Here is a 12,713-nt window from a genome sequence, read left to right as displayed (position 1 = left end):
CAATTAATCCTTCTTGCTTTTTTGCTTGAAGGATTGGAAGCGAATGAGCTTATCTGCATCCAATAAAACACGATGAGAGTCTCCATATATCTCTATGAGTTTTTGTCGCAGTGTTTTGCCGGTATTAGTTTCGTGTTGGCCTTGCTCAATGAGTGCAGTGTATTCAGCAACCCATTGTGCCTCCTGTACAGGTGGAATTGGGTTCACTTCTTGGTAATCAATGAGGATGTCACTGCTCGGGATACCAATAGTCTGCATACCTTTTTGTTCAGCAGCTGACACTAGCTCCCCTGAATTAGAATCAGTTTCATGTTTTAAAACGCGGATTGATTCTGCCGAAACGGTGGACAATACCTGCGGACTATGGGTAGTGACAATAAACTGAATTTTAGGAAAAGCGGTGCGTAACGAACCAATCACTGTTTGTTGCCATTGTGGGTGAAGATGCATGTCCACCTCATCAATCATTACAATTCCTGGTGATTTTCTCGCTGCTTCTTCCCCTAAATGCCCGTTCAGTAAGACAGCGCGATAGGCAATATCAGCAATCATGGCAAGCATGTTTTTAATGCCATCACTTAACCTATCGGCTTTCATTACGCCGTAATCGTCGTGCCGTAAAACTAATGATTCATCATCACGCTGACTAAACTGTAAGTTCTTCCAGCCTACTGGCTTCAACACCTCATTCACTGCGTCTTGTACAACTTTCACTGGAGTTTTTAGTTTTGGATCAACATCAATAAATGTTGCCCCTTGTTGTAACTGCGCAATTTGGTGCTCCAACACTTTTTTATAAGCATCAGTAAACCAATCTTCAAACTGGCGGTAACTGGAAGCTGGGTCTAGGCAATCACGTAGTGCGAACGTTCGAATGTTCTCATCATTTGCATTATTACCACGCTTGGATTCAGTTAATCGCTTCTCTTTCCAAAGTCGACCTGTTCCGTAATAACCAAACACAGGCAATGTAACTGGCGTTAATGTCAGATCTCGCACTTGTTTCTGCAGGTCTTTTGCAAATGCTTTTAGATCACGACAATTTTTATCATCTTTTGTCTGTGATTTTGCAGCTTCACTGTCACGGTACCTTTGCCATTGAGTCGGACCTGAACCGTAATCTCCAGTAGCAGTGACAGATGCCGGGAACTTGCGCACCATTTCATCTAAAACACCAAAGCCAGCTGCTCTTTTAGCATTGTCTGCTTTGATGATCCTTACATCATCAATAGTGATGGTGTTAGCAGGATCTTTAAATGGGGTATTCGCCAAGTCAAATTGACTGACAAAAGGCCAAAGAGCGACACGCACTGCATCGAGAATGGACGTTTTACCTTGCCCGTTGTTGGCAACCAGTACTGTCATTTCTGGGTGAAAGCTTATTTCCAAGCTTGTATAACAACGGAAGTTCTCAAGCGTTATTTTATCTATTTTCATAGTGTCTGCTCCGGTGATACTGCCTTCGACAGCAGGTCACTGAGATCATAATTAATACTTGCAACACCAAAGTCTGGTTCGACGGTAAACGGCGTCTTGATGTAAAACGGCCCTTCGAAATCATCTCCATCGACAATGACTATGGCGAGAATAAATTTGTCAGCTTGGTTTAAGCCATAGATGATTTCATTCCGGCTAACAGTAATGGTACTTTGGCCTTTTGCTCGGCCTTTCACTTCAATGTGGCGATCAGTGCATATAGATCCGTCTGCATTAATAGGAGGACGAGAGGTCACATCCCAACCACATTTCTCCGCGCCAACATCTTTTACTTCAAACCCAAAGCTTCGTTCCACATCCATAACAGCATTCATGGCGATGCGTTCCACTCGAGAGCGGGCTTCAGCATCAACACTGAATTGGGTTTCACCTTTACGGTATGCGAGCAACCCTTGAGGAATGACTAATGCTCCTCCCATCACAACTGGCGTGCTAGAAACGACGTTTTTGAGCGCTTCCAACTCAGTTTTGCGCTGTTGTAACCTAGCTGTAAGCTCATCAACTCGCCGACGCGCCATTTCCGGCTGCATTCTCGGTTGTTTACCTGCATTCACATCATCTTGAAGTTTGATATAGCGGTCAGACCAATAGTTAATTTCTTTGACCAATCTATCGTTAACCGCAGCAAGCGTTTTATTCGCTTGGCGTTCGCGACGATCTTTCACTTCGGCATAATGCTCTGGCACCAGCGCCTGTGATGCATGGTTTAACGCGAGAGCTTCCAGGTTGTTGTTCAGCCACGGGGAATTTAGGACATCGCTGACCAACTTTAAGTCATAAGCATCTATCGGTTGTAGATCCAAATGAGGTGCCCAGCCCGCATTGATCGCATTACTTTTCTCATCTATTTCAACGAATTGTAATCGGCGTGACGCAACATCAGAGGAACTTCCCCCCTCTCGAACAGTGTGGTCAACCATGAAAAGTACTTTGGGCTCAATGCTATCGTCATTCGGATCAACCAATACTGCACCTTGCTTAAGCTTTGCACGGTGCGCTTCAAGCACTAAGTCTGTTGATGCGTGCATTAATGGATGCGATGGGTGAATAAGATCCGCCATTGGCTTACCTTGTTGACGAACATTCTGTTTTTCAAAGCAAATACGCTCGTATTTTCGTAAAACAGGCGTTCGTGTTTCACCTATCACTCGGTCACGTTCTCTAATAGCCGCGGGAACATGGCGCACTTCATAGCGCCCAGCCTCACGACTACGTAATTCGCCACCGAGCGTTTGAAATGCTTCTGTAAAAAAGGCGCGGATAAAGTATGGCTGAAGCTTTCTAGCCTCTGCCTTTTCCATCTCTTCTTTTACGGCATAAAGCTCTTCTAGCCCCATATGCTGCTCGACCAAAGCATTGCGACGAAGAATCTCTTTCAAGTGTTCTGCATCTAATGCTCCATCGATCACTTCATTCATTTTAGCTTTGACCTCGGGAGATTCGCCATAGCGAATAGCATCTACCAATAGGTCCTTCAGAGAAACATTATCAAAGGCCTCGCCGAGCACATCGAAGACTTTGCCTCCCAATGCTTCTTTCTCGATTTCAATCTTGTCGAAAAGCTTTTTAAATACTTCGCCTTCACGCGTCTCTGCCGCAACGATGTTCCAAAGGTGGCAGACTTCTGTTTGACCAATGCGGTGTATGCGACCAAAACGCTGTTCTAATCGATTTGGATTCCATGGTAAGTCATAGTTGACCATGAGATTGGCATTCTGAAGGTTTACACCTTCACCAGCCGCATCGGTTGCAATGAGCACGATCACTTCAGGGTCATTGCGGAACTCTTCCTGTACTTTGCGTCGTTCGTCACGGTTGGTACCACCGTAAATAGTGCGAACTGCATTTTCGTTGCCCAACATATCGCCGATGCGTTTCACCAAGTAATTAAGGGTGTCTTTATGTTCGGTAAAAATAAGCAGTTTTCTACGGGTGCCACTAGCCGTGAACATCTCTGGCTTATCTTGCAACAGGTAGGAAAGCTCTTCCCACTTTTTATCATTGCCTGACTGAACCACAGAGAGAGCCTGGTATTCGAGGTCTTTCAAAATCAGAATTTCTGCCTCAAGTTCAGGAATTGTCTCTGCAGCGGTGGCTTGATCAACAACTTGTTCCGCTAGAATCTCGTACTCTTCTGCACTCAGATCCTCATCAAGTTCATCAAAGTTATCAGGAATATCGATTCTTTTTTTGACGCTGTATTCACCAAACGTTTCTGCAACGCCATCTTTCCTAACAGTTTGGCCACGCGCCATCAGTTTGGTTTCTTCGAGACGAGCTTCTAGGCGCTTACGGCGGCGCTTCAGAGATTGATAGATAGCTTCAGGACTAGACGCGAGTCTGCGCTGTAGCATGGTCAACGCGAAGCCAACATTGTTCTTCTTTTTGCTATCAAGCTTGTCAGCACGGTTCATCTCTTCGCGAACATAAGTGGTAACTTGTTCGTAAAGCGATGCTTCCATCGGGGAAAGCTCATAGTTAGCTGTATAGGCGCGTCGCTCAGGGAACAGTGGTGTACCATCGAACTTGAGTAGCTCTTCTTTCACCATACGTCGCATCATGTCAGAGACGTCGACTTTATGTGCACCTTCACGAAACTTGCCATAGAAGCGGTCGCCATCTAACAATGACAGCCAGATCTGAAAGTCTTCTTCTTTACCGTTATGTGGCGTCGCTGTCATCAACAAGAAGTGTCGAGTGATCGACCCCAGCAGCTCACCCAGTTGAAAACGCTTGGTTTTATTGATTTTTGTGCCGAAGTAGCTGGCAGATAATTTGTGAGCCTCATCCACGATAATGAGATCCCACTCTGTGTTCTTTAGTTTTTCTTGGAAATCTTCGTTTCGCGATAGCTGATCCAGACGGCAAATGAGTTGATCTGATTCATCAAAGTAGTTACCGGAGGCACATTGTTCTTGCTTTTCTCGGCTGAAAATATCGAACGTAACACCAAACTTTTCGAGTAGTTCATCTTGCCACTGCTCTGTGAGGGAACCAGGAGAAACGATCAATATGCGCTTAGCATCTCCGCGCATAATGAGTTCACGGATCAACAGCCCAGCCATAATTGTTTTACCGGCACCAGGATCGTCTGCCAGTACGAATCGAAGAGGCTGTTTTGGTAGCATTGATTCGTAAACAGCTGAAATTTGGTGGGGTAGCGGCTCAACGTTTGAGGTGTGCACAGCCATCATAGGATCGAACAGCGCAGCTTGGCTAATGCGGTAGGCTTCTAGGCCGAGTTTAAATTCGGCACCTGGCGCATCAAATGCCCAAGGTCGACCTACTGTAGCAAGCTCAAGACGTGGTTCATCCGAGCGAAACAGCATTTGCTCACCCAGTTTGCCTTGGCTGTCTTTATAGTAAACCGTAATCGCAGCATCACCGACAGGCTCTACCTGCACAATGCGAACAATTTCCTCAGCAAGAATGCCGCGAACTTGTGCATCTTTTTTAACGTCCTCGAGTTTAAGCATCAGCGCCCCATATCACTCTTAACTTCGTGTCTCTCATAGCCTGGCGCAATACTTAAATTAGCGACACCATACAAGGCCTGTGCATTCCGCAGGTAAAGTTGATACTCACGGCCTACTTGAGAATGATCTAATGAACAATCCACATTCCAGCGTCTAAGCAAGTAGCCAGCAACAGCAGCTCTCACCTCAACCTTCATGACTCCGTTAACCATGCCATAATCTAACTCAATCGCTTCACTGTGCTGAATGCGTGGATGTGGTACTAATTCCAGCTCAACAAACCGATTCCATTGTCGATCTTGGGTTTCGAGCTCAACCTCATTCAAGACAGCGCTCTCGATAACATTTGCTGACACGATACGCGTCAGTACGAAATCTCTGAATTCACCACGCTTGCGATCATAACCGCGAATATGCCAACGCAAACCGTTGTCCACCAGCGTGTGCGGCACAATTTCACGCGTAGTTTTGCCACTGGAAAGCGACACATAGGTAATACGCAGTGCTTTGTCTTTGTGTATAGCTTCAGTGACTTTAGAGACTAGCGATAAACTAGGCTTGTTTAAGTGATACGGCGCTTCACAAGCCAAAGGTGGTTTTACTTTTCCGTTAAAACCATCACCATATCCTTGGCTGATGGTGGCCAGTGTTCTTACCACATCGTAATCGAATAAGGGTTTAAACTGTTCACCACGCTTATGCAGTTTTAGCTTCTGATCATACTCAATATTGCTAGGCGCAAGTTCTCGATAAAGCGTAAAGTCTTTAGTAGCCTGTGCCGCGGCGATACTAAAACGATCTACCAAGTCAGCTCGCACCGCTTCTCCTTTGAACAACAAGGTGAAGTCAATATGAGCAATGCGATCCCTGGTTGCCTGAGGCAGCTCATCTAATTGAGCACTTTTAACCAACGCACTTCGTTTTAAAGCATCGTTTATCATGCGTAATATTTACCTAAATCGGTTTTATTCATACTTTACTGAATGTCCACCTTACGGTTCGTCAAGCAGAAGCCACTTTCAATAACCCACACGCCAACATCACACTAATTACCAACCAACCTAACACATTTTATTAGGTGTTATTCTACCACATTGATATCGACTTAAAAGCTAAATATTTGGGCAATGCACTGTGTAACAGCACTGACTGAAAGGAATGACATAAATAAGCACTTACAATACTAAATAAAATAGACATTTAACTTAAGCTGTAAGTAAGTTACTGAGATTTAACCAACAATACTTATCGATTTACCTCAGCTATTCTTTACTGCCTTAACATCACATCAAAACTAATTTAAGAAAAGCAAATAGTAGAGGTAGCCTAACCGCATAAGCTCACAACCCTCTCAACCAAGAACAACAACGATTTCTAGTTACCGTATACCTTTCGTTAACCTTGTCCAGAAAATTAACTAAAGCCAATAATCGTTGCCTAAACCACCGTTATTCTGAGCGACCTATCAATAGCTCAGAAGTGACGAGTGAATGAACAGCATTGAATTTGATAAAGCCGGAAGAATCAAGAAGCTCAACACACTTGCCAAACCTCTCAACACCAATCACATAGAAAGTGCCTGTCGTCTCTTTAACGATAAACAAGGCGACATCGAAAGTTATGCTCCATCAAAGGATTACGACCTAATAGTCCACAGCAGACCCTACCCACCAAAGGCGATTTTTGGCCTTGCCATGTCTGAGTTGCTTAATATCGAAGTTTCCTCAAAGCACTTCACGGGTGGTGAGAAAAGCCCTTGTTTCAAAGTGCTCAGAAAGCTTGGTTATGAAGTGATTGCCAAAGAAAGAGACACTGAAAATGTCACTTTAGAACTTTATGGGCAATATAATCGCGAGGAGGTTTGTAAAGTATTTGCACCTGAAGCGAAATTTACAAAAGGTGCGGGCTCATGGGGGCTTTCGGGTATCGTCTCCAATGCATCTAAAGAAGGCGATTTTGTTTTCTTTGTCACCTTAGAGCCAAGTCAGTCAAACACTTACGAAGATTTTATTACAGATGATGGCAAGCTAATTTGGTGGTCGCAGAACCAGCACACATCCGAATCCTCTGTCATCAAACAGTTAATCGCTCACGATGATAAAACAAACACTATCCACTTGTTCCTGAGAGCAAACAAAGAGGATGACTACACATACCTAGGTCATCTTCTTTTCGATAATTGGGACGCAACGACGAGCGAGCCAGTCAATATAAACTGGCAGTTTGAGAGCTGGCCTATCCCAAGCAGGATTCAAAGACGGATAGCGTTCGAAACTCACTCCAATACGCCAACGTTTGCTTCATTAAACCCCGATAAAACCGTCATTAAGGAAGTGCCGATTGATGGCAACCTCTCCACGCCTTACTCAGAAAGTGGCAGGAAGCGAAAAGCTGCCCAAGTTGACTGGGCTGAAAGAGATAAAAGAAACCGTGAGCTTGGAGATATTGGTGAACGAATCGTTTTAGAGATGGAACGAAAACACTTGGTATCAAGCGGAAAGCCCGAACTTGCCGAGCGCATTCAGCATATGGCTTTAATCAATCCCAATGCAGGATATGACATTCTGTCTTTCGAACCTGACGGTACAGAGAAATTCATCGAAGTGAAAACCACAGAGGGAAGGCAGAACACTCAGTTTTTCATTTCGGATAATGAAGTGAGTATCTCTCGGGATGCACCTGAAAAATATTGGCTTTACCGTTTGTACAATCTTAACCGCACCGAGAATACAGCAGATTATTATAAGCGCAAAGGCGCTATTGATGAGTTGTTCGATCTCAAGCCAACAAGCTATACGGCATCACTCAAATAGTATTCAATCATCGAGGAATAGTTTTGCGCTGTTCCTCACCACTCCCCCACCAACAACCGGCTCTTAACACCTGCCACCTGCAGTTGCATGGCTTAAAACACCACCTCGAAGTTTCTTTCTTTAGTGTGAACGTTGGGCAGAGAAAATACCTGATGGATGATTCGGTAGCTTTGCTTATTCGAGCTTAAAGTCGATATCCAATCGTTTCCAATGCTTCTTCAAAGCGTCTTTATGCTCAGTGTCCATGGGGAGTTCTTGAAGCATTTCAGGCCAGTTTTTCCGGGCTAAGTTCATCACATCAATCAGGTGTGGCTTAATCGCAACCCATGGCACTCCAGCTTTCTCAGCCCACAGTTCAAAATGCTTCATGGTGATTTCAGACCATTGCTTGGTCCCTACCATGTTCAGCGCAAGGCTGTCATTTTCAATATACGGAGAGGTGAATACCACGTCATAAAGGGGCGATAAGCGCGGGGAGTAAGCATCGCTATAAATCAACGTCCAGTTTTTAAGGTGTGCATCACCGTTTCCCAGCAAGATGTTAATCAGCAGCCTTCTTGCCATCTGCTGAATGTCTTTCAATCGTTCAGAGCTGGATTGATAGAGCACGCGGCCTAGTTGCTCATAGTTAACCCGTTGATATTTATCCGAAGGATAAAGGCCAAACACTTGAGCAAAATCTTCCGTATGTATTCGCCCCTTCTCATTGCGGTCGAACCGCTTAATGCCATAGGCATATTGCTCATCCGGTAGTTTAATACTGGGCAGCCCTTCAAGCTCATTCAGCTTGATTAGCCGAATTTCCGGAATATCTGCCCCCGCTGCTTCAGCTAACCTCATGCAGGTATATTCATTGACAGGCACACCTTTGTGGACAGTAGAAGGGGTTTTTATGATCCACATATCGTCAGAAATCTCTTGGTCGATATGGTATCGGCCATCCAGGTGTGATGAGGAAAACTTCATCTGAACGCCTGCCAATGAAAACTTGGTATCTGCATGTTTCACATTGATTTGCTGCGGCTCTGTCGATAATCGCTGCTCTAGCGCCCAGGCAGGTAAATCACCTGCTTTTATCGGCTTAGCGATGATTGCGCCTGGCAAGTTAGCACCTAAATAAGCAAGGATTGAGAATTCGTTGTTTACGTGGCATTGGAGCGCTTTAGCTGTCAGTTCTCTCAATGCTCCTTCTGGCAACAGGTTGGACAATACAGGGGGGATTTTGTCGGTCCGAATCTGGGGCTTACTTAAATAATCAGGATCGCGCAGTTGCCTCAAGGTAAAAACAGGCCGTTTATCCGCTGGCATCGAGACAAATTCGGGATCGAAGGTCAGTATATTTTTCCCACCGGCATAATGCGCAATCACAGCGACATCGATACCGTGTAGTTGGATGTTTAAACCTTCAACTTTTTCGATTTGCCTGCTCATGCTCCATCCCCTGAACTAAACCAAAAATCCAGGTCATCTGAGTCATCAGCTAGCTCATTTTTGCCTTTGCCAAGTGCGCTTTGGCTATCTGCTACCGCTTCGACTGAGGACGGTGCCGCTTTCCTTCCTTTAGGCACTATCGAGAGTTCCAAATCCAACCCTTCCAACACTCTGAGTAAGGTCGAAAGTTTTACGTCATTACCTGCTTCAATACGTTGGTACTGTTGCTGCTTCATGCCGATTCGCATGTACATATCTTTTTGCTCGATACCCAGCTTTTTACGTTGCTCAATGAGCACCGCTGCAATTTCATCAACACTCTTCACTACACACCTCAAACAACGCTATCGTTGTACCAGCTGCAATAAACAACATATTAGTTGTACACAGACCAATTAACAACTTTAATGTTGTATGTCATATTGCGAACAACTCAGGAGTTGTGGCAACCCACTTTAACACCAAAGCAAAACCCGCGAGCGCACTCACTTGCTATCAATAAGGCATTTGATTATTATGCGACCACTCAACAACATCAGCAAAGGAGAATCATCATGACTTATACATCCCCATCCTTTGCACGCGCTGTTTGCTAATCAACCCGACGTTGCTTTAAAGCCCTCCGCTTTATCCCCTTCGCTCGCGTTGACGCGAAGCGACCTGCCAATTCGATTTATCTTTTTCAATTCTGAATAAGGAATTGGCTCTATGGGCAATTTCGTCCAAACACTTTCTGATTCTGTCAGCCTGATCGCCTCGAACGAGAGCTGGATTGAGGGGCTGGCAACACAACAACTTTTAAAAACATCACAACTTGAAGGCATGAAGCAGGTCGTCGGCATGCCTGATTTGCATCCCGGCCGGGGCTACCCTGTCGGGGCGTCATTTTTCTCTGTCGGCCGTGTTTATCCGGCGTTGGTGGGTAACGATATCGGCTGTGGTATGTCGCTGTGGCAAACCTCTCTTCGTGTGGCGAAGCTGAACCTGGATAAACTCGCCAAAAGGCTGGATAAGGTCGAAGGGCCGCTTGGTGAAGACTGGGCAGATGACATTTTGCAGCTTAAAAAGGCGCGGGGTGTCGAGTCCGAGGGTTTCGACATGGCGCTTGGCACCATTGGCGGCGGCAATCATTTTGCTGAGTTTCAACGCATCGACGAGGTTTATGATGCCGAAGTATTCAACGCTTCCGGCTTGAATACCCAGCAGCTTCAATTGCTGGTGCATTCTGGCTCACGCGGGCTTGGACAAGCCATTCTAACCAAGCATGTGTCAGAACATGGGCATGCTGGTCTCACAGAAGTCAGTAATGCGCTGGCGCAATATATCTCTGAGCACAATGACGCCGTCCGTTGGGCCGAACTCAATCGGTATTTGATTGCGCAGCGCTTTTTGGCTGCGGTCAGATCTGACGGGCAGTGTCTGTTAGATGTGAACCACAACCTGGTGACACAGGTTGAGATTAACAGCTGCCTGGGGTGGCTTCACCGTAAAGGGGCAACGCCCAGCGATAAAGGCTTGGTGATGATCCCGGGTTCCAGAAGTGATTTTAGCTATCTGGTGAAACCGCGACACAACGGGATGGCAGCTCAAAGCCTTTACTCCCTCGCCCATGGTGCGGGAAGAAAATGGCAACGCGGCACCTGTAAAGGCCGCTTAGACAGCACCTTTAAGCCGAAAGATCTGTTGAAAACGGCGTTGGGCAGCCGGGTGATCTGTGGGAACAAAGAGCTGCTTTATGATGAAGCGCCACAGGCCTACAAGAAGGGCGAGTCGGTGATCAACGATTTGGTGAATGCCGATTTGATCGATGTGATCGCCAAAACGCGTCCGGTCTTGACCTTTAAAACGCAGGGAGGATGCGCATCATGATCTTGTTGCAACTCTCTGCCGGACAAGGGCCGTTGGAATGCTGCCAAGCAGTCGGGCTCGCACTCAGCGCACTGGAAAAACAGTGCGCTGGTAAGGCGGTTTCGCTGGAAGTGGTCGAGGCGGTCTCTGCGGGTAAACCTGGCTGTTTTAAGTCAGTATTGGTGCGTCTGGATGCCAATGAACCCAAAGCAGCAAAACAGCTGGCGACAGACTGGCAAGGGCCGATGCTCTGGGTGTGCCCTAGCCCTTTCCGGCCAAGGCATAAGCGGAAAAACTGGTTCTTTGGTGGCGAGATCTACGATGTGGATGAAAGCGATGTTCAGCATCATTTTCGCTTTCAGGCATGCCGAGCTTCCGGCGCCGGAGGGCAGCATGTGAACACCACAAGCTCTGCCATCAGAGCGACGCATGTCGAATCCGGTCTTTCGGTCAGGGTGGAGTCTGAGCGCAGCCAACACGCCAATAAGCGTCTGGCGGTTGCTCTGCTCTACAAAAAGCTCGAAGAAGAGAAACAGGCATCGCTCTCTGCGCAATCCAAATCCCGAAGGCAACAGCACTGGGAGCTGGAAAGAGGCAATCCCGTGAGAGTCTTCAAAGGGCCCGGTTTTACGCCTTCTTAAATTGGAAATACAAAGGTTTATCTTCGTTATCCCTTATCGGGGATAAACCTTCTTTTATACCCACTTGGGGATAAAAAAACACTTCGCCTATCCCCCCACACAAAAATGTTTTGGACGATGGAATCTGGACATCTCTCCTTCCAACTGGAAACCTTACCCACTGATTGTCATTATTAATCTTGAGTCGTCGTGATTGCGCCGACGTTTCTGACTGGGCAACGGAGAGCCAAATGCGAATTCTTATCTGGGGGCTGATGCTGTCACTGCTGTCTGCCCCTGCTCTGGCGAAATGGAATGACCCTGAGTATGTCAAAAGGGCATTTAAAATCATCGCTCTCAGCAATGAGTATGACAATCACCAGCATCCTGTTCGCAAGTGGCAAAAACCGATACGTATCTATATTGACCATCGCGTCGGTGACAAAGAGCTTCATAGCGCGCTGGCAAACACCCAGATTGAAGATTTGGTGCGGGCAACGGGGCATGACATCAAAGTGGTGAATTCGCCGGAAAAAGCCAATCTCCGCATGGTGTTTACCCGTGAGAGCCGCTGGCAGAACGAGACCCGCGAACTGTGGCCAACACAGGAAGACTTTCCGTTCCGCGGTGCTATCTGCATGGCGCATTTCTCTTCTTCATCTCAGGCAGAAATCAAAGAAGCACTGATTGTTATCCCAGTCGACCTCGCCCGCGAACGCGGCAAGCTGTTCGCTTGTGTGGTCGAGGAACTGACGCAGGCGATGGGATTGCCGAATGACTCTGACAAGGTCTTCCCTTCCATCTTTAACGATGGCTCTAAAAACAATGTGATGACAACGCTGGATATTACCTTGCTTCGATTACTCTATTCGTCAGGCGTTAATGCAGGCATGACAGAGCAGCAGGTGATGCCACTTTTCGATAGCTGGTTCAAGCAAAATCCAAACTGGCTGAAGCAATCGACGGATATGTATCTTAAGAGCCAATTCGTGTCTGAGTATGGGTTGAATTAGTCCCTCTCAAAGCTG

9 protein-coding genes are annotated in these 12,713 nt (G+C 46.4%); 4 read left to right on the top strand and 5 right to left on the bottom strand.

Annotated features, from left to right (window positions below):
- Nucleotides 1–3: 3 nt before the first annotated feature.
- Genes GCE9029_RS00250 through GCE9029_RS00240 form a run of 3 tightly spaced genes read right to left on the bottom strand, consistent with a single transcriptional unit; the run spans nt 4 to nt 5,914 of the window.
- A complete protein-coding gene (locus GCE9029_RS00250; RefSeq protein WP_062660543.1) occupies nt 4–1,437 on the bottom strand; it encodes an AAA family ATPase in 1,434 nt (477 codons plus the stop codon).
- The gene (locus tag GCE9029_RS00245) at nt 1,434–4,973 is read right to left on the bottom strand and encodes a helicase-related protein (RefSeq protein WP_062660542.1); all 3,540 of its coding nucleotides are present in this window, start codon (nt 4,971–4,973) and stop codon (nt 1,434–1,436) included. Before GCE9029_RS00245 ends, GCE9029_RS00250 begins: the two co-directional genes overlap by 4 nt.
- Nucleotides 4,973–5,914 (bottom strand): WYL domain-containing protein, encoded by a 942-nt coding sequence (locus GCE9029_RS00240; protein WP_062660541.1) that lies wholly within the window; start codon nt 5,912–5,914, stop codon nt 4,973–4,975. The genes GCE9029_RS00245 and GCE9029_RS00240 overlap by 1 nt, the downstream gene beginning before the upstream one ends.
- Nucleotides 5,915–6,463: 549 nt before the next feature.
- Between GCE9029_RS00240 and GCE9029_RS00235 the strand changes: the two genes are divergently transcribed.
- On the top strand, nt 6,464–7,786 hold the full coding sequence (locus tag GCE9029_RS00235) for a DUF3427 domain-containing protein (RefSeq protein ID WP_062660540.1): 1,323 nt from the start codon (nt 6,464–6,466) through the stop codon (nt 7,784–7,786).
- 174 nt (nt 7,787–7,960) lie between these two features.
- Here the strand turns inward: GCE9029_RS00235 and GCE9029_RS00230 are convergent, their stop codons facing one another.
- Nucleotides 7,961–9,217 (bottom strand): type II toxin-antitoxin system HipA family toxin, encoded by a 1,257-nt coding sequence (locus tag GCE9029_RS00230; protein ID WP_062660539.1) that lies wholly within the window; start codon nt 9,215–9,217, stop codon nt 7,961–7,963.
- A complete protein-coding gene (locus tag GCE9029_RS00225; RefSeq protein WP_062660538.1) occupies nt 9,214–9,543 on the bottom strand; it encodes a helix-turn-helix domain-containing protein in 330 nt (109 codons plus the stop codon). Before GCE9029_RS00225 ends, GCE9029_RS00230 begins: the two co-directional genes overlap by 4 nt.
- 382 nt (nt 9,544–9,925) lie before the next feature.
- Between GCE9029_RS00225 and GCE9029_RS00220 the strand changes: the two genes are divergently transcribed.
- The 3 genes from GCE9029_RS00220 to GCE9029_RS00210 all read left to right on the top strand — a co-directional run bounded on the left by GCE9029_RS00220 (nt 9,926) and on the right by GCE9029_RS00210 (nt 12,698).
- Nucleotides 9,926–11,086 carry an RNA ligase RtcB family protein gene (locus tag GCE9029_RS00220; protein WP_062660537.1) on the top strand — a complete coding sequence of 387 codons (1,161 nt, stop codon included), beginning with the start codon at nt 9,926–9,928 and terminating at the stop codon, nt 11,084–11,086.
- Nucleotides 11,083–11,706, top strand: a complete 624-nt coding sequence (prfH, locus tag GCE9029_RS00215) for a peptide chain release factor H (protein WP_062660536.1) — start codon at nt 11,083–11,085, stop codon at nt 11,704–11,706. The genes GCE9029_RS00220 and prfH overlap by 4 nt, the downstream gene beginning before the upstream one ends.
- A 230-nt stretch (nt 11,707–11,936) precedes the next feature.
- The gene (locus GCE9029_RS00210) at nt 11,937–12,698 is read left to right on the top strand and encodes a DUF2927 domain-containing protein (protein WP_062660535.1); all 762 of its coding nucleotides are present in this window, start codon (nt 11,937–11,939) and stop codon (nt 12,696–12,698) included.
- Nucleotides 12,699–12,713: the final 15 nt, after the last annotated feature.

This window comes from Grimontia celer, assembly GCF_900055185.1.
Classification (GTDB): Bacteria; Pseudomonadota; Gammaproteobacteria; order Enterobacterales; family Vibrionaceae; genus Enterovibrio; species Enterovibrio celer.
This window is presented reverse-complemented; position numbering and strand designations above follow the sequence as displayed.

Excerpts from the sequence above, each read along its gene's own strand:
- GCE9029_RS00250 (WP_062660543.1), bottom strand. The coding sequence starts at position 1,437 with ATGAAAATAGATAAAATAACGCTTGAGAACTTCCGTTGTTATACAAGC.
- GCE9029_RS00245 (WP_062660542.1), bottom strand. The coding sequence starts at position 4,973 with ATGCTTAAACTCGAGGACGTTAAAAAAGATGCACAAGTTCGCGGCATT.
- GCE9029_RS00240 (WP_062660541.1), bottom strand. The coding sequence starts at position 5,914 with ATGATAAACGATGCTTTAAAACGAAGTGCGTTGGTTAAAAGTGCTCAA.
- GCE9029_RS00235 (WP_062660540.1), top strand. The coding sequence starts at position 6,464 with ATGAACAGCATTGAATTTGATAAAGCCGGAAGAATCAAGAAGCTCAAC.
- GCE9029_RS00230 (WP_062660539.1), bottom strand. The coding sequence starts at position 9,217 with ATGAGCAGGCAAATCGAAAAAGTTGAAGGTTTAAACATCCAACTACAC.
- GCE9029_RS00220 (WP_062660537.1), top strand. The coding sequence starts at position 9,926 with ATGGGCAATTTCGTCCAAACACTTTCTGATTCTGTCAGCCTGATCGCC.
- prfH (WP_062660536.1), top strand. The coding sequence starts at position 11,083 with ATGATCTTGTTGCAACTCTCTGCCGGACAAGGGCCGTTGGAATGCTGC.
- GCE9029_RS00210 (WP_062660535.1), top strand. The coding sequence starts at position 11,937 with ATGCGAATTCTTATCTGGGGGCTGATGCTGTCACTGCTGTCTGCCCCT.